The sequence below is a fragment of the Paenibacillus sp. OK060 genome, from assembly GCF_900101205.1.
Lineage (GTDB): Bacteria > Bacillota > Bacilli > Paenibacillales > Paenibacillaceae > Paenibacillus > Paenibacillus marchantiae.
On the sequence record NZ_FNFR01000003.1, the window covers coordinates 318,771 to 337,375 of the forward strand.

An 18,605-nucleotide genomic window follows, 5' to 3' on the forward strand; every position below is an offset into this window, starting at 1 on the left:
GTCTACCCCTTCGGATTTAAAGTTTTGGCCATTTTGTTCATGACACCGACCACGACAAACGTAATGACAATCATAATCGCAGCAACGACCGAGGCCAGATACCAGTCGTTCAGGGTCATGGCGTTCTGATAGAGGAACGTCGCAATTACACGCTGTTTGCCTCCCAATAGTGCAGGCGTTGTATAAGCCGTCAGGCTTCCGACAAAAACAAGTACGGCTCCGATAACGAGCCCTGGCACAGCCAGCGGGAACACCACCCGGCGAAATGCCGTGAAGCGGGATGCACCCAGGCTCTGTGCTGCCTTGAGCAGATCACCATCGATGTTCTCAAGCACACCGACCAGGGAAATGATCATGAGTGGCAGGAACAGATGGGTCAAACCAATCATCATGGCTGCCGGCGTATACAGAATATCCAGCGGCTTGTCCACGATACCAAGCCCAACAAGAGCGTTGTTGATCAGCCCTTTGCGTCCGAGAATAATCATCCAGCTAAACGAGCGCACAACCGGGCTCGTCAGCAGTGGGAAGATTGCCAGCGCGAGCAGAATGCCTTTGCGGCGCGGCGCTTTCTGTGAAATATAATAAGCTGTCGGGAATCCGAGCACCACGCAGACGATGGTGGTGACCACGCTGACCTGCAGCGTCGTAAGCAATATTTTCAAAAAGTAAGGGTCTCTGAAAAAATGCATGTATCCTTCAAACGTGAAGGAGTTTTCTTGAAAAAACGTCGATCCGATCGTCAGGACAATCGGAATGATCATAAATGCCGCCAAAAACACAAATCCCGGCAGCAATAGCCAGTATACTGATTTCTTCATCGCGGTACTCCTGACATAAGAATTAGAGATTTATACTCGGATACTCCGATTGCAGTACCGTCCTTCGATCCCTGTTATCCCCCGATTTTTCTGATTCCTTATCAATGGAGAAAATCGGGGGATAAAGGGGAACGCTTCGCTTCTCCAGATCGGTTCTGCACTCTCCGCAATCGTATAAATATCTTATTGGGTCGAGCAATTAAGAATTTAACGCATTAATAAACAACTCAAGGAATGCTTCGGCATCTACCGTTTCACATACCAATGTGTTGGGTTGTTCACCCAAACGGTTTTGGAAGTCACATACCATCTGACCATCGCACAAACGGCTGGCCGTCTCTACATCAACGTAATACGATTTGCGTCCAACCAGTTCCGGGGCAAGAGCGACACCAACGGCCAGTGGATCATGCAGGGCACAAGCGCGAATGCCGTTCATTTCTTCATACCGCTTGATGTAAATCTCCGTGCTCTGTGCCACGTAATTGCGCAATACCGGATCAGTTAATCGTCCGATGGCTTCTTCATTCAGCAGCGTTTGGCGGGTAACATCCAAGCCCACCTGCGTAAGCTTCTCGAAACCTGCATGCAATACAATGCGTGCGGCTTCGGGATCGGCGTACGTGTTGTACTCCGCAGTAGGGGTAACATTGCCATGTCCACGAACGACGCCACCCATGAAGATGACTTCCTTCAATAATGTAGGCAGCTCAGGACACTTCATTAACGCAAGCGCCAGATTCGTTAACGGCGCAGTCATAATCAATGTTAGTTCGCCTGGGTACAACTTCGCTTGTTCAACGATAAATTCCGGGGCAAAACCTTCATCAGCCTGCTTGGACACGGCCGGATCGGGCAGCGCACCACCCAATCCGTCTTGCCCATGTACCCGGTGCTCATAGTGAGACTTGCGTGTGAGTGGCCCAGCCGCTCCGGCAATGACCGGAATGGAGGGTGCTCCCACCAGCTCGAGAATTTTGCATGTATTATCCGTTGCCTGCTGGAGCGATACATTCCCACAGACCGTGGTAATTCCGAGAATGTCCAGCTTCCGACTCTTGACGGCCAGCAAGATCGCCAGCGCGTCATCAATACCGGTATCCACATCCAGAATGATGCGATTTCCTGTTTCACTCATACATTCCCAACTCCTCTGTCGTTCAATGATTGCTTGCTGCAAATTTTTGTTTGTCGAGCACAATCTATACCTGTCTCTAAACCTTATCGTTCTAACGCTAATTATGCTTATTGTGCAATCTCGCGGTTCCAACGATCTGTCCATGCTTTAGCCTGTTGATTCACAAATTCCATATCCAGCTTGTTCAGCTTGCCAACTACGTCCGCACCATATGTTACGCCTTCAGCTTCTTCGGCATTCAATTCAACCTTCGTATTTACCGGGGAATCCACTTTAGCTTTGGCGGATTTGGTTTGTACATCCTGGCTCAACTGCCAGTTGATGAATTCTTCGGCGAGTTCTTTGTTCTTACTGCCTTTCACGACATTGATCGTATTCATGACTGCATATGCACCTTCGCTAGGTGTAACAAACTTCGCATTTGGAACTGCAGCTTTCAGGTCTTTGAAGTACATTTCCATAATCGGTCCGCCCGCAATCTCTTCTTGGGAGAACATGTTCACGAATTCGGAAGTTTGCGTGTAGAATTTAACAACGTTGCTGCTTAATTTTTTCAGTTCCGCAAATGCTGCATCTTCATTAAACGTTTCGTTTCCGGCTACACGGGAAGCTGCATCCAATACCATTGGGCCTGCTGTTGCCGTAATATTCGGAATGGTCAGGTTACCCGCAAACGCCGGGTCCCACAGATCTGCCCATGAAGTGACTTCTTTGTTAACGAGGTCTGGATTATAAGCGATTCCGAGCTGTCCAACCGTATAGGCCGGGCCGTAATCTTCGCCAAGCGGTGCTTTGGCAATATCATAAATATCATTCACATTCGGAATTTTGGAGCGGTTGATTTTCTCAAACAAACCTTCATCAATACCTTGCTGTGCATAGTAATCGGACAAATAGATCACATCCACATTGGATGTACCTTGGCGGATTTTGTTCAAACGCTCAGCGTTGTTACCCACTTCAAGCACGATGTCTACATTATGTTCTTTTTCAAATGGACCAAATACTTCTTCATTGAAGAAATCTTCCGAGAACCCCCAAGTGGAGATGACCAGCTTAGTTGGCGCCGTGCCTCCGCTGCCTGATCCGCCTGTTGCGTTCTCTGTGCTGCTGCCGCAACCTGCAAGTAATACCGATGTCATTGCCACTGCCGCCAAACCGCTAATCCACTTTTTCATCATGATCCTGATTCCCCCTGATATGTGTGATTTAACAACCCAAACCATTAAGTTGAACTAGCTTGATAACGCATTTCACCTAGAAAACAGAAAGAACCTGGAGAAACGAAGTGTTCGCCTAAAAGCTTTCTGAAAGAAAGCTTCTTCGAAAGCATAAGCTATCACAAGATTTCTACCTTTATTAAAGGGAATAAAAGAAATCTGGGGATAACAGCGATCGGAAGGTCTTCTGATTTTCGAAGGGTACATGCGTTATTTAGGGCTAGTTCAACTTAAAAAAACAAAAAGAAAAGCATTCTTGTATAAACAAGAACACTTTTCTTCGTAAACAAAGGAAAGCGACACCCGCTGCCGGTACATCATCGGTTTCTGCTTCAGAATCAATCCGAAGTCAGACGCCATCATATGAAATTGTTTGGAATCCGAATTATGAATTAGAATCGTGTGCAACGCATACATCGAACCTGTCGATCCATCCTATGCTTGTTCCAATATCACATTCGTGATGGCCCACTGCGTGGACGCATCATAATCCCGTAATACAGCTTCGATTGGCAAACCCATGTGCTGCTCCAACTTCTCCCTGAATTTCTTCTTATACAAGGCAGACATGCGGAAGTCCACTTCCAGCTTCAAGCCGGGGGCCTCCCCTTCCAGGGCGTCAGAGCGCGGTGAACGTCGGTGCTTCGCGTAGAAGGTCACAATGTTCTGATCAATGGTCACTCTCAGGAGAGTGGTCCCAAAGCCGAACAGTTCCTTCGAAATTTCGTTATAATACTGGCACATCTTCTTCTTGCTCTCATTGCTGTCCAGCAGTTCCATGAACTCACCCACATCATTTACTACCGTACGTTCGACGTGTTAACACGATTGATTATACATATATCTACGATTTTAGGCAACCCAAAAGATATAGTTAACATGCAAATAACACATAAAAGCGAACGATAGGTATAAACTAGCGAAAACAATTCGTAAATATTCACCGTGAGCGTGCTTAGCGTTACCTGTATCTCTTTTCTCTATTATTCTTGCTTAAAAACCCAATTTTGATACTCGTTCTCTGGATGAAACTCAAAACGACTGAGCATCACCTTTTCCTGATCCGCCTTGAACCGTGGCGTACTTTTTCTTGTAGTAAATGAGACAAAAATCCCACAAAGGACGGTGAGGTCACATAGCCAAGTGAACCTGCATCCGTCCCTTCTGGGACATTATTAATATAAGAAATTATAAAGCCGACGTTGGATGTTGCTGCAATGCCTCTAAACCCAATGCAAGGGCACCGCATAGTCCTGCGTGCTGGCCCAATCCCGGCTGGACAATATATTGATCGATATGTTGCGTTATTGAGGCTGCATTCACATAACCATTCAGATTTCGTACAACCCGCTCCCGGATCATGGGGAACAGATGACTTTGCTGCATCACCCCTCCGCCCAAGATGACCTTTTGCGGGGAATGAAGCAGAATGGCTGTCGTGATGGACTCCGCAATGTAAAAGGATTCGATCTCCCAGGCAGGGTGGTCTGCCGGCAGTTCGCTGCCAGGGCTCTGCCAACGGGCTTGAATGGCTGGCCCCGCAGCCATGCCCTCCAAGCAATCGCCATGATACGGACATAATCCGGCAAAATGATCCTCCGGGTGCCGTCTCGTCCGGATGTGCCCACCCTCTGGGTGCAGCAATCCATGCACACGTTTACCTCCCGCTACAAGTCCAATCCCAACACCTGTGCCGATTGTATAATACACACAGTTTTCCAATCCCTTTGCTGCTCCCCAAGTGACTTCTCCAAGGGCCGCTGCATTCACATCCGTATCCCATCCGAAGGGAATCGGGAATTCGCGCTTCAAGGTTCCAATAACATTACAGTTTCCCCACCCTGGCTTGGGCGTTGTTGTAATGTAACCACAGGTGGGGCTATCCGGTTGCAGATCAATCGGACCAAAGGAGCCGATTCCGATTGCGGCTACTCCTTTATCCCTGAAATAGTCAATAACCTTCGCCAGTGTGGTCTCTGGATGTTCCGTTGGAAAGCTGCACCAATCTTCAATTCCCCCTCGCTCATTACCTACACCACATACAAACTTTGTTCCACCGGCTTCTATTGCTCCTATACGCATCTTGCTGTCCCCCTAGTGCTCATTTCAATTGGACTTCAGCTCGGATAGGGGATAGCTCGTAGATATGAAGCGAAGCAAATACTACATCCTTATTTTCGGACTGAACAGAGATTCCCTCAGAACCCGCATCCGGATAGATCAGATCGGTAATCACCGCTTGACCGTCATTGGCAAATACCTCTACGGATGAGTAATCCACAAAGATACGCAGATGTTGGTTGCCGTCCACTGCTTTTAATCCAGCTGCATGGCGACCCAGGAAATGTTCATGAAAATCGATAATACCCGATCGACTGCGATCAACATATACCTCATTCTGACGAACGTCCACGCCGATGAGAGTTTCATTGTCCGCACCACTTCGTAATGCAAATTGAACAGATTGATCAGAAGGCCATTCCGCATGAATCTCATAGTTTACAAGGCCCAAGGTGTTCAACTGCTCACTCACTTGTCTAATAGAAGTATTCTGTAAGGACAGTACTGGCGTGCGTGCGTGCTCCAGCTCGCGTACAGGACGCTGAACCAGCAGGACTTCTCCGTCCCTTTTCTCCAATGTCAGCTCTCTCGCAATGGTCATCGCGCCGCGGTATGCTTCGGTTGGTGTCTGATTGGCATACATCCAGTTGCTCATCCAGCCCATAAACAGACGTCTGCCGTCTTCGGCCGGAATGTCGGACCAACTGACCCCTGCGTAGTTATCCCGACCATGATCAAGCCAGCGAACGGTATGGGAAGCTTCATCAGGAACAAATGTAATGCCATCAAAATCTCCGGTGAAGTATTGCGTTCTGGAGCCTTCTTTGAAGGCCGGATCTGCACCAATGCTGACGAGCATCACCCATTTCTCCTGGCTCGCATCTCCATCCACGGCCAGCGGGAACAGATCAGGGCACTCCCATACGCCATCATGCGAACCGATCCCTGCGCCGAATTCACTGCCCAGTGTCCAATCCTTCAGATTGGGGGAATGGTACAGACATACCGTTTGACCACAAGCGATAATCATAATCCATTCCTTGGTCTGTTCATGCCAGAACACTTTGGGATCACGGAAATCCACGAACGACTCATGCTCCAGTACCGGATTGCCCTCGTATTTCATCCATGTTCTGCCGCTATCCTTGCTATATGCGAGGCTCTGAGACTGAACGGGAGGATTGTTAGGCACCTCCTGATGATGGGTGAAAATAGCCACAAGTCCTGGCTCATCGTCAAAGAATCCGGACGTATTGTTCCAGTCCACCACGGCGCTGCCGGAGAATATCATGCCATGCTCATCCGGCGCCAAAGCCACAGGCAGCTCTTCCCAGGTAACCAGGTCCTTGGTCACCGCGTGTCCCCAATGCATCGGTCCCCATGTTGTGCCAAATGGATGATGCTGATAGAACAAGTGATACTCGCCTTTGAAAAATACCATACCGTTGGGGTCATTCATCCAATTTTTCTTGGGCGAGAAGTGATAGGCGCCCCGGTAATCCGTTGTTGAAATGGTAGACATGTTGGTTTACTCCTTTGATTCAAACCGTTGAAGAGGAGACTTGCTTCACTCACGCACCTTAATGCTATGTACGGCAGAGTCTCCTCATCGAGTTTGTTTTATTGGGTATTGCGGTCATATCCCGCTTGTTTAATTTGAAGCCACTCTTGCAAGCCAAGACGATCCAGCTCTTTCAGATAAGCATCCCACTCCTGATCGATCTTTCCGTTCTGATACCATTCCGTGCGCATACGCAGCACATAGGCGAACAGATCGGTCTCAATCGTGGAGAGGCGGTCGAGTTCATCAATCGAGAAGAACACTTTTGGATAGACGTTTTCTGCTTTCATATGTGGAACCATAACTTTGTCAAGCAATTCCATACGCCATGCGGCATCATCCGGTTTGGTCGTGTATTTATCATAGTAACTGTCGAGAATGGCCAGTGGTCCTGATATACTCGTTTTCTGTCTGAGCTCAACAGGTGCAGAGCCTTCCAGCGGAAGATGCTTCAGCATGCCTTTGGCTTCATCGAATTCAAATATATTCTGCTGTGTCTCATCGCCGTAGGTTCCCCAGTTGTTCTGCACGGATTGGAGCGGATCGTACAATTGGTCCACCCACTTCGCCGTGGATTCCAGATTTTTATTGCTACTCGTAATAACCATACGTCCGCGGTCGAGACCAATACCATTCGTACGTGCAACATTAACCTCTCCATTGGGCCCGGCAACCGGAGGCAGAACATCATAGGTATCATTCATGCCTGTAATGTTGGCCTTATCCCAAGTGAAGTACATGCCATACTTGTTGTCTTTGCCCTTGGCCAGATACGTATTCCAATCCTGCTGATACGCTTCGATGTCCACGAGACCTTCCTGAACCAATTCGTGAATATATTTGACCGCTTCCTTGTAGCCTTCATCAGCTGCCGTGAATACCACTTTTCCATCGTTGGTTACAACCGTGTGATCCGAGTTCTCTCCAAGTCCAAATGCGGCAAAGAGAAATGTCAGATCTTCTCCGCCAGGCTTGTTAATGAAAGACAACGGGATTTCGTCCGCCTTACCATTACCGTTGGGATCCTGGGTTTTGAACGCAATCAGCACTTGTTTCAGCTCTTCGGTCGTCGTTGGCATCTTCAATCCAAGCTTGTTCAGCCACTCCACATTGATCCAGGGCAAGTCATCAACCGCCTGTATGCGCTGCTTGCCACTTCCGAGCTCCTCAATCCAGGGAAAGGAATAAATATGTCCGTCTGGTGCCGTAATCATGCTTTTGTATTCGGGAGCTTCCTCCAGCACCTTTTGCAGATTCGGCATGTATTGCTCAATCAGGTCTTCCAGTGGAATGATGGCCCCGTCCTTCGCCAGTTTCAGGAGATCATAATCCCCATAACCTGCGTCAAAAATAGCATCCGGCAAATCACCGCTGGCTACCGCCAGGTTTCTTTTTTCCGCGAACACATCACTCGTGTAGTTTTTCCAGTTGATATGCACATTGGTTTTCTCTTCGAGTCTCTTGTTAATCAACTTCTCGTTCGGATCAGCAGGGGCCAGCGGAGAACTCTGTGTTATAAAATTCAATGTCACTTTGCCATCAGGCGACTGGGCTTCACTCGCTGCACCGCCTCCTCCCCCGCCACAGGCCGAGAGCAGGAGCATAGCTGACAACATGGAGATGGATGCCGTTGTAGCGGCTTTTCTGGACTTGTTCACTTTTTTCATGATAATGACCTCCGTGGATTATGTTGGATCGAGCGCGCTATATTTCAGGCTGTTCACTATTTGAGCGAACCTACCATGACACCTTTTTCGAAATATTTCTGAAAGAACGGATACATGATGATGAGTGGCAGACTCGAAATGACAATGGCTGAATATTTGATCATTTCCGAGAGCCGTTTCAGTTCTGCCATCGCAAGCTGATCACTGATCATGCCCGGTGCAGCCTGATTCTGAATCAGAATGGAGCGCAGAACGAGCTGTAACGGATGAAGGTTCGGGTTGTCCAGATAGATCATGGCGTCAAAATAGGAATTCCACTGCCCTACAAACGCGTACAACGCGAGGACAAAAATGATAGGTTTTGATAACGGAATGACGATCTGGAAGAAAATCTTCATCTCGGAGGCGCCATCCACATTGGCGGCTTCTCTCAGTTCTCGCGGTACCCCTTTGAAGAAGGTTCTGGAGAGAATGATGTTCCATACGTTGACTGCGCCTGGGATGATAATGGCCCATACCGTGTCCAGCATGCCGAGATTACGAACAAGCAGATAGGTAGGAATTAAACCGCCACCGAAGAACATCGTGATGATAAATATAATCATGAAAAATCCCCGCCCAGCCAGCCTTTCATCAGACAAGGCATAACCTGCAAATATCGAGACAGTCACCGTTACGAGTGCAAAGGAAACCGAGTACAGCACCGCATTGGCAAACCCTCGAATCATGGCCGGATTGGATAGAATCATCTGATACCCGTCCAGACTCCAGTCGGATACATTGAAGGACAATCCCCGATTCAGCAGCACAGTAGGGTCCATAAATGAGGCGATAACGATGTAAATCAAAGGAACGACCACAACCAGTACAGCACAGGTGAGAAAGATGGCGTTCAGTGCGAGGATCAGACGATCCATTCCCGTGTGTTTGACTACCATGGATAATACTCCTTTCCTAATAGAGGCCTTCGCCTTCATTCAATTTCTTCACAATCAGATTCACAGTCACCAGCAAAATGACATTGATGACCGAGTTGAACAATCCCACTGCCGCAGAATAAGCGTAATCTCCGGACTGCAAGCCCACCTTGTAGACATACGTGGCAATGATCTCGGAGGAAGGCAGGTTCATGGACGTCTGCATCAGGTAGGCCTTCTCAAATCCAATTGACATGATTCCGCCAGCGGCAAGAATAAATACGATAGCCATAATCGGACGAATCGTCGGAAGGTCGATGTGGCGTATACGCTGAAGTAGATTGGCTCCATCCAGATTGGCTGCATTGTGAAGTTCCGGATCGACATTGGCCAAAGCAGCGACATAAATGATGGAAGCCCAGCCTGCTCCGGTCCAAATATCCGACAAAATGTAGATCCAGCGGAAATATTCCGGCTCGGACATGAACATGATTGGATGACCGGTAATCCATGTCGCGAATTGGTTAACCGGTCCTGTCGGGGATAGGAAGATGAACAGCATACCCACAACGACAACAACCGATATGAAGTTGGGTGCATACAGAAACAGTTGAATATTTTTTTTCACTCCGGCTTTACGTACCTGATTGAGCATAAGAGCAAGTAGAATGGGCACCGGAAAACTGAATATCAACCCCAAAAAGCTCAGTTTAAGCGTATTCATTAAAATGATATCGAAATTGGGTGAAGCTATAAATTTCTCGAAATGCTTCAGTCCTACCCACTCACTGCCCATGATGCCTTTGATTGGACTAAAATCCTTAAATGCGATAATGGCTCCGTACATCGGGATGTATTTGAAGATAAGGGTCAGGATCAGAGCTGGTGCGAGTAACAAATACAAAAAATAATTCTTTTTGAACTGCTGCATCCTGTGACCGGTTGATGTCCTCTCTTTCAACGCCCTTCCAGTACCCTTTTTGGTATCCACCGTGTTATCCAACACATGACCTCCGTTCATTCCTGAAGTTGACAATTGTTTGTAGTAAGGGCTTTCAATATTTACAATTGCTCATTTAATAATTTACAATTTAGCAGGTAATCTAGGCATTAGTCAATACATTTTGTAAAAAAATAATTGTGCATTTGATAACATTTTGTGTATTTTTCGAGTTATGAATGTGCATTAAATGGTATATATAACGTTTACTCTTTAGCCTTCAACCTGTCATTTTCCTTATCAGAGGTAGGATATTTTGTACTAATTATCATTTGTAACGAAACTTCTGAATATAAATAATAGCGCATTATCTGAATTAAAAATGTAAACTAAATTGTGCATATGTAAAATTGAGATTGCTATTTGTTTCGATCTATTATACATTTGACTAAGATAATACTATGGACGACCATATGATCATTAGAGGTGAAGCACTAGATGGCAAAAGAAAAGGTTACGATACAGGACATCGCGGATGCTTTGGGCATCTCCCGGAATACAGCTTCCAAAGCCTTGAATGATAGCGGAAACATCCCGGATGAGACACGTAATCGTGTAATTAAAAAAGCAATTGAACTTAAATATAAACAGTTTGCCTATATGGAAAATGAGCATGTTCTAACCAAAGCTCCAAGCAATATCGCCCTGTTAACGGAAAATCTGCCCAATACATCTCACTTTGGTTCAATGTTAATCAGCGGTCTGGAGAAAAGAATCAGCGCAGAGGGGTACAATCTCTCCATTCATATTGTGCGTGAGGTTGATCAGGATTCACTTACACTTCCTAACAATTTTGATATTTCCAACGTAGATGGCATCATCTGCATTGAATTGTTCGATCTGAAATATACGCAGCTTATTACCGATCTGGGAATTCCCACAATCTTCATCGATTGCGCTTCTGACATATGTTTTCCGGAATTTCATGCAGATTTGCTGCTGATGGAGAATGAGCACAGCACGTACCAGTTAACCAGAAAGTTAATTGAGAGCGGTTATAACCATATTGGATTTGCCGGGGATTACAATCATTGCAAAAGCTTTAATGAACGTTGGGTAGGGTATCAGCGGGCCATGCTGGAAGCGGGCCTGCAGGTCGATCCATCCGAATGCATTGTGGATGATGACCGCCTGTTCTTCTCGAAGCCCGGCTGGTTGAACGAGCGAGTAGCGGAGATGAAGTCACTGCCTGATGCGTATGTGTGTGCCAACGACTTTATCGCAGTCGATCTCATCAGAGCTTTGAGAGCGAGGAGTGTTACAGTGCCGCAGGATATCGTCATATGCGGCTTTGATAACGCACCTGAATCACGGATTATTGAGCCTGCATTAACGACGGTTCATATCTACAGCAACGAAATGGGCATCAAGGCTGCGGAGATGCTGTTATCCCGGATTGATCATCCGTCACAGCCTTATCAGGTCTCGCATATCGTGACCAAACCGATCATACGGGAGTCCACTCCCACACTTATGAATGCCAATCCACAAACCGTTTAACTTATCTCATGAATCTCTAAAAAAATAAATAGCCGTATCTTTCACGCAGAGTAGATCGTGAAGGATACGGCTTTTTTTAAAGGGACTTCTATATGCCCTTTGTATGATGCATTCACAATATGATGCGAACAGGACGCAGCCTTTAACCAACATTCGTAGCTCCGTGCTACACGGATGCCTTGGATGCTCCTTTGGCCGAACGTACCTCTGTGCGAATCAAATTAAAGATCATAAAGACCAGAACAACGAGTTGTGGAATAAAGGTCTCCCATGTCGGATACATGCCAAGCCAGCCAATCGTTGGCAGACTCGGCACAACATGAGCCCCCAGCGCTGCTGAGACTTGAAGGGAGTGAATACTCTCTCCAAGGAAACGAAATACCAGATAATAAATCAGCAGCGTAGCGGTCAGGAAAAACCATCGTACAGGCAGACGTACACTGAACTGAATAATGGCCACAGCCAATACAATCAGGATGAGCAATGCTGCCCCCATACCGATCAACATCTGCGAGGTATCAATTGCAGGCGCCATGCCAATATAAAAGATCGCAGTCTCCGCACCTTCTCGCAAGATGGCGAGTCCCGCCACAGCAAAGAGTGACCACAGACTCCCCCTTGCCAGTGCACCACCTACCTGTCGCTGTACATAACTATTCCAGGAGCGGGTATTCGATTTGCTATGCATCCAATGTCCAACCGTCAACATTAGTACAACGGCTGCAAGCCCCGTATACCCCTCAATCATCTCCCGTGTGCTACCCGATGATGCCACAGCAAGGGTCAGCGACAGTACAACGGCCAGCGCCGCACTAAGCAGCAGACCACTACCGGCACCAGCCCAGATCCAGCGCCGGGCCGCAGTCTCGCCACTTTTCTTGGCATAAGCGAGCAATGCAGCCAGTACCAGAATGGCTTCCAATCCTTCGCGAAGCAGGATCAATGCTGCATCCCATGCCGTGTATGAGGTAGTAGCCGTTAACGGCTCCAGCCGATTGATCATGCGGGTTACAACCTCGGTTGCCTTCGCCGTATTGGGCGGATTGGAGACGACATATCCGGATGCTTCCGCCATTTCATTCTCAATGGCCGTATATGAAGCGGGAGATGATATTTGTACCTGACCTTCAACCAAAGGCCAGGCCACGATAAACTGCTCCAATCCCGTTGCAGCAGAAGTGGTATCCCCGGCTTGAATCTGCTGCTCTATTTGCTCCAGTAATTTCAGCAGGTCGGACAATGAAGAAACACCAGAGGATGCTGACGTATCCTCAACTTCCCCTTCCTTGAGTGTCCCTGCACTGTAGTCCGTGAGCAACGTGACTAGTTCCTGCATACGCTCTGTTGCCTGTTCTTCCTTGCGGGGCTCGGCCTGCATTGAAATACGAACCAGGCTGATGTCTTTTTCTAACTGGCTGTATACGCCAAAATGATCCTGACGGATCGGAGCTTCGGTGCCTTTCCAGGCCGTAACAATCCGTTTATAGGCATGCTCTGCCTGGGTCCAATCGCCCTGTTCCATTGCACTCAGACTTTTACGTGCGTCTGGCAGCAGCCTTTCGGCCGCTTTACGGCCTGCGTCGCTGCTCTCTTCCGCACCCTGAAACGCCTCAATGTACTGATTGGTCGCACGGGCAAGATCCGCCAATGCTTTCTTGGCAGCATCAGAATCATTGCCCGACAGTGCCTGTTCCGCTTTAGACAAAGCTTCAACTACAACGCTGGCGGTCGTCGCAACCTGATCTGCGTTCTGCTCCGGCACCAACGTGCTGGCAGCATCCCACAGTTGCCGGAATTCGGCGACGTCCTCCGTGGCTTCTGCCAGCTTGCCCTGTCCCGCTTCAACTAAGGCGCTGCCCACAGGCGGCAATAGACTATCCAGTTGTTTTTGCACGGACTGCTCATTGTTTTGGAGCCCCTCAGCAGAAGCGTGTGGCATGCCCGGTAAACGAATTACACTGGACCCCACCATCAGAAACACCAGCAGCATCAGCAAGGAGCGCATCAACCTTCCTTTGTGCAGCAGCCGCTTCTGCGCCTTCCGATCTGCGATCCTGCTCATCTTTGTCATCCTCCCCATTCCTCTGAAACCGATCAGTGCCATCTAACCTTCTACTAAATCAAGGTGTCCCCAATATATCCGCCATTCGTAATCCCCGGGAAACAGGCAAATACAGCACTGCCTGTGTGCACGGTATATTCGTTCAGCTTGTCGTTCTTTGCCAGTCGTTTCTGAATCGGAATAAACTGCTTCTCCAGGTCCCGTTGATAACTAATGAACAGCAAACCTGCATCCAGCTGTCCGGTCTTGGCATCGAGCCCACTCGAATACGAGTAGGAGCGGCGTAAAATTTGCTGACTGCCATCACCCTTCGCGAGACGCAGATGTGACGTTGCCGGAATGACAGGCTGTCCATCGGCAGACTTGGCCTTCAGATCTACCGGATCGAACTCGCCGCGGCTGCCGAGCGGCGCTCCGCTATCCCGGTGGCGGCCAAATGTCGCCTCCTGGTCTTTCAGTGTGGAGCGGTCCCACACCTCCACACGCATACGAACCCGGCGGACGGCCATATAGCTGCCGCCAGCCATCCATCCCGGACCGTCAGCAGGCTGCGCCCAGACGGTCTGGTCCATCAGCACGGCATCCGTTGTATCCGGATTGCCGGTGCCATCCTTGAAGCCGAGCAAGTTGCGCGGTGTTCCACCCGCAGGGTCAGCTCGGCCCGTGCGCTGGAATCCTTCCTGCGTCCAGCGCAATACCGCATGCCCGCGTGCGATGCGCGCGAGATTGCGGATGGCATGGAAGGCGACCTGCATATCGTCTGCGCAGACTTGCACGCACAGGTCGCCACCACACCACTGCGGGTCCAGCGCATCTCCGGCGAATGCCGGCAGATCGCGCAGGCCCTTGGGCTTCCGGCCCTGCAGCCCGAAGCGCCCGTCAAACAAAGAGGGCCCCACACCAAACGTCAACGTGGTTCGTGACGGTGTCAGGCCTGCCGCTTCGCCCGTATCGGTAGGGGGCGTATTCAGCGTTGTATTATGTTCGCCAATCATTTCTCCGGCGGCCATGGCAGCGGCGGCAGCCGTCCAGTTCTTGAACAGACGGCGGAGATCATCCGCACTTCCCGCCGTCACATCAAAGGCAGCGAAGCAGATGAAATCCTGAGCCGGGGTGGTGATGCCCGCCTGATGCTTGCCATAGAAGGGCAGGCCCTTGTCTGGCGCGGCCTCTTTCACTACCGCCGAACTGCTTTTGCGGCCCAGCGCCATCAGTCCGCTGGCACCGCCTCCGCCCAAGAGCAGACCCAATCCGGCCACGCCGGTCAGCTTCAGCATTTCACGCCGTGACAACGGCTTTTTCAGCGAATCCTTTTTCTGCTCAGTCATTGTTCTACACTCCCAGTACTTGTCCCATGTTCGACAGTGGCTCAGCCAATGCATCCAGGTTCTGACTCAGCTTCTTCACGTCTTCATCCTTCAGCTTCTCATAGGAAACGTACCCGTCTCCATCCTTGAATGGAGCAAGCTCTTTCTCCAGCGCATCGAATCGGTCCGCAATTTGCTGATTCAGATCCTTGTCTTTGGCAGCCAGATCATCCTTGAGCAGGTTATAAATCTCGTGTGCTCCCTCTACATTCGCTGCAAAATCATACAAATCCGTATGGGAATAACGTTCTTCTTCACCGGTTACCTTGCTGGAGGAAACCTCATTCAGAAGTTCTACCGCACCCGTTACCATCAGACTCGCATCGATATCCATCGTCTCGACTTTAGCACGCAGGAGCTTCGCATCACTTAACAATGTATCCGCAAAGTCAGTCATGCCTTCGGTCGTCTTGTCTTCCCAAAGTGATTTCTCAATCCGGTGGAATCCGCGCCAGTCGGCAGCCTCCACATCTCCGTCACGTGCATCGATATTCGGGTCAAGATCGCCAAGTGCTTCGGCTACCGGTTCAATGCGTTCATAATACATACGAGCTGGTGCATATAATGATTTGGCAGTCTCCAGATCACCAGCTTTCACGGCATCCGTGAACTTCTCCGTTTGCTTCACGAATTCATCGATCTGCTCAATTGCAAACGCGCGATAGCCATCCACTGCGGTTGTATAATCGCTCCCGGTCGCTTCCTGATCTGCTGCATCCGTGGTTTCTGTGGAAGTTTGGTTTTCGCTTTGAGCAACAGGCGTTTCTGCCTGCTTGTCCGAAGCCGCTTCATTATTGCCGCAAGCGGCGAGTAAAACCGAAGTTGCCAGCACAACAGCCGGCAATGTCAATATTTTTTTCAACACGATACACTCCCTATGGTTAGACTGATTTGTCTATACTCGTGCGATTAATATGTCGATGAGTACAAACCCTTGGATTAACGTTCATTTAATGATAATGATTATCAATTTCGGTAATGACATCATAATTCCGGCGCATACTTATGTCAATATGAAAATAAGGGGACCGGTTTAATCATATACTCAGGTGGAAAATACCGGGTATTAATTCCCTTGAAAACATAGACAAACTTCGTCATCAGCCGTTAAAATGAGACAAAATGTCTAGATTACTTTAATTTATCAAATTGGAGGCTCATGCCATGAAATGCCCAGTATGTAATCATGAAAATGGAAATGCCAGTTTTTGCGAGAGGTGCGGCGCTAATCTAGCCCCTTCCTCCCCTACTGCAAATTCCGCTCAGGAGCAACAATCCGCTGCTGCCGAACCTGAATATACCCGTTGGTCGAGCACACAGACGACACCTTCTCACGCTCCCATTTCTCCCAACACACCTTCTGCTCCCAGACCTGTACAACATGTATCCGACTCTTCCAGCACAGAGGGCGCTTCATCTTCAGGAGACAAAAACACCAATCAGTGGAATAACATCGTACAAAATGAGAAATTTCAGCAAGCCAAAGAAGTAAGCAAACAGTATCTATCCTATTTCCTTAGTGTGCTCACTCGTCCTTATCAAACCATGAAAACCGTTGGTGAACAGCACTCTCTTAACGGCTGGATCACGATGGCTCTGATTGCGGTCCTATCCTCTACATACTTTTTGATTACATTCGGCCGGATGGATATGGACGGATTGTTCATTGGCGGGTTTATCAGACCGCTATTGTTCACCGCCATTTCCTTGATCGTTGCGATCGCATTGATGTATGCCATACTGAAGATTGAGAAAATAACGTTTCGCCCCAAAACGCTGGTTGCCCAGTTTGGATCATTACTAGTTCCCGCTGTAGCGTCGCTCGTTCTGGCGAATCTGTTTATTGTTATCTCGTATTCCATCGCTATCTTCTTCCTCGTTGTCTCGTATTTGATTATCTTTGTATCTCTTAACACGGTGCTGTTCCAGTATCCGCTGAATCGTACGAAGGCAGCCATCGATAGCATGTACAGCGTGTTGATTGCCAATGTTGTATTGTTTTTTATTCTATCTCGCTTTCTGGGCACTACAATCATTGGATTGATTAGTTTCATGTTTTCTCCATACGGTCGTATGTAGTATCTAGTTCAAAAGCTCTTACGAAGGCTCTCCCTGCTTATGCGAGGAGGGTCTTCTTTTGTTTTCAACGTCAGCAGATTGCACTCGTTGCGTTCCATACACTATAATGTGTAGTGTAAAAGGTATGTCCTTTTTTACGTAAGGATATGAGGTGAGAAACACTCCATGCTTATATCGGATCTGCACCATTGTCATTAACACTACATTATGTAGTGTATTGTTGTGATCATTTATTTTATTAAGAAGGGTAGAGGAAATGGATATGAATATGAATCATATGCAAATGGAGCACGAGGCAGGGACATCCTATCTTTGGCTTATCATTGGGGCAGTCGTTCTATTGCTCTCCATCGCAGCTTATATCTGGTCTTCACGCACCCAGAAGTCTGTACTGGCACATATGAAGAAGAATGAACGAGCTGTGATTAAAAAGAAAACCCGATCTATCCGCCTGGCTGCTCATGCACTACTGGGGGTATCGATCATTGCGTTTGTTCTTTTCTTCATGCAGGGCGCATTTACCAAGTATGACGTTGCGGATCTGAATGCCGGTGCTGCGATCGAAGTGACTGACGATAAATACTACGGAGCCGATCATACGGAAGAGCCGATTCAATATGAGATGACCATCCCGACATCGGGGCCTCATAACCCGCATGATATCAAATTTGGATTCTACACCGATTTCCCCGGCTATCCATATCTAGTACATAATCTAGAGCATGGGGATATCATCATTTATTACCGTGAGAATGCAAGTGATGAGCTGAAGGAGCATCTGAAATACCTTGCCAAGTTCCGCAAAGCTGGATCAGGTATTCTCGCTGTACCGAACAAAGACATCCCCGAGGGCAGTGAGGTCATCGTGACGGCATGGACCAAAACGATGAAGCTGGACCAATTCGATGATGCCAAAGTAGGCACTTTTATTAATAAATATATTAATCAGGGACCTGAGAAGATCCCTGCCTCCATCCGCCAGGGTGGCGGGACGATGTAATGCCCTCTTTGTAGTAACAGCAGCAAATGGTTCCTGCAATCATGGGGAGTCCAAGAGATGAGATATCCATTTATACGTTTCAAACAAGATAAGCTCCTGGATCTACTTGATCCGGGGGCTAATTCTTTATCATGCAGATGCCGATATTTTAAATAGAAATGAAATACATATATGTACGTTAGCAAAGTAGCAAACGCATTCCCAATAAGAAG

General features: G+C 48.2%; 15 protein-coding genes. 3 read left to right on the top strand and 12 right to left on the bottom strand.

The window, feature by feature from the left end:
- Nucleotides 1-2: 2 nt before the first annotated feature.
- From BLS14_RS13160 to BLS14_RS13200, 9 genes are all read right to left on the bottom strand, one after another.
- Nucleotides 3-821 carry an ABC transporter permease gene (locus BLS14_RS13160; RefSeq protein WP_063567190.1) on the bottom strand — a complete coding sequence of 273 codons (819 nt, stop codon included), beginning with the start codon at nt 819-821 and terminating at the stop codon, nt 3-5.
- A gap of 199 nt (nt 822-1,020) precedes the next feature.
- Nucleotides 1,021-1,959 carry a nucleoside hydrolase gene (locus tag BLS14_RS13165; RefSeq protein WP_064641787.1) on the bottom strand — a complete coding sequence of 313 codons (939 nt, stop codon included), beginning with the start codon at nt 1,957-1,959 and terminating at the stop codon, nt 1,021-1,023.
- Nucleotides 1,960-2,066: 107 nt separating this feature from the next.
- Nucleotides 2,067-3,137 (bottom strand): ABC transporter substrate-binding protein, encoded by a 1,071-nt coding sequence (locus BLS14_RS13170; protein ID WP_090952656.1) that lies wholly within the window; start codon nt 3,135-3,137, stop codon nt 2,067-2,069.
- Between the two features lie 477 nt (nt 3,138-3,614).
- Complete coding sequence (locus BLS14_RS13175; RefSeq protein WP_090952124.1) at nt 3,615-3,959, bottom strand: Na-translocating system protein MpsC family protein; 345 nt, start codon at nt 3,957-3,959, stop codon at nt 3,615-3,617.
- 408 nt (nt 3,960-4,367) lie between these two features.
- Nucleotides 4,368-5,261 (bottom strand): ROK family protein, encoded by an 894-nt coding sequence (locus BLS14_RS13180; RefSeq protein ID WP_090952127.1) that lies wholly within the window; start codon nt 5,259-5,261, stop codon nt 4,368-4,370.
- A 19-nt stretch (nt 5,262-5,280) separates the two neighbouring features.
- Nucleotides 5,281-6,762 (bottom strand): glycoside hydrolase family 32 protein, encoded by a 1,482-nt coding sequence (locus BLS14_RS13185; RefSeq protein WP_090952130.1) that lies wholly within the window; start codon nt 6,760-6,762, stop codon nt 5,281-5,283.
- Between the two features lie 98 nt (nt 6,763-6,860).
- Nucleotides 6,861-8,468 carry an ABC transporter substrate-binding protein gene (locus BLS14_RS13190; protein WP_090952133.1) on the bottom strand — a complete coding sequence of 536 codons (1,608 nt, stop codon included), beginning with the start codon at nt 8,466-8,468 and terminating at the stop codon, nt 6,861-6,863.
- Between the two features lie 56 nt (nt 8,469-8,524).
- Nucleotides 8,525-9,406 (bottom strand): carbohydrate ABC transporter permease, encoded by an 882-nt coding sequence (locus BLS14_RS13195; RefSeq protein ID WP_072733705.1) that lies wholly within the window; start codon nt 9,404-9,406, stop codon nt 8,525-8,527.
- A gap of 16 nt (nt 9,407-9,422) precedes the next feature.
- Nucleotides 9,423-10,316, bottom strand: coding sequence for an ABC transporter permease (locus BLS14_RS13200; protein ID WP_240321538.1), 894 nt, complete (start codon nt 10,314-10,316; stop codon nt 9,423-9,425).
- Between the two features lie 507 nt (nt 10,317-10,823).
- On the opposite strand from BLS14_RS13200, the gene BLS14_RS13205 reads away from it, so the two are divergent.
- Nucleotides 10,824-11,885 carry a LacI family DNA-binding transcriptional regulator gene (locus tag BLS14_RS13205; protein WP_090952136.1) on the top strand — a complete coding sequence of 354 codons (1,062 nt, stop codon included), beginning with the start codon at nt 10,824-10,826 and terminating at the stop codon, nt 11,883-11,885.
- Between the two features lie 166 nt (nt 11,886-12,051).
- Here the strand turns inward: BLS14_RS13205 and BLS14_RS13210 are convergent, their stop codons facing one another.
- The 3 genes from BLS14_RS13210 to efeO are packed head-to-tail and all read right to left on the bottom strand — an operon-like array spanning nt 12,052 to nt 16,176.
- Nucleotides 12,052-13,947, bottom strand: coding sequence for an FTR1 family iron permease (locus tag BLS14_RS13210; protein WP_256336441.1), 1,896 nt, complete (start codon nt 13,945-13,947; stop codon nt 12,052-12,054).
- A gap of 53 nt (nt 13,948-14,000) precedes the next feature.
- On the bottom strand, nt 14,001-15,275 hold the full coding sequence (gene efeB / locus BLS14_RS13215) for an iron uptake transporter deferrochelatase/peroxidase subunit (protein ID WP_072733707.1): 1,275 nt from the start codon (nt 15,273-15,275) through the stop codon (nt 14,001-14,003).
- A 4-nt stretch (nt 15,276-15,279) separates the two neighbouring features.
- A complete protein-coding gene (gene efeO / locus BLS14_RS13220; RefSeq protein WP_090952139.1) occupies nt 15,280-16,176 on the bottom strand; it encodes an iron uptake system protein EfeO in 897 nt (298 codons plus the stop codon).
- Nucleotides 16,177-16,478: 302 nt separating this feature from the next.
- On the opposite strand from efeO, the gene BLS14_RS13225 reads away from it, so the two are divergent.
- Nucleotides 16,479-17,393, top strand: coding sequence for a zinc ribbon domain-containing protein (locus BLS14_RS13225; RefSeq protein WP_090952140.1), 915 nt, complete (start codon nt 16,479-16,481; stop codon nt 17,391-17,393).
- A 268-nt stretch (nt 17,394-17,661) separates the two neighbouring features.
- Entirely contained in the window at nt 17,662-18,393 is a 732-nt protein-coding gene (locus BLS14_RS13230) for a DUF3105 domain-containing protein (RefSeq protein WP_176854499.1), read from the top strand.
- Nucleotides 18,394-18,605 lie beyond the last annotated feature (212 nt).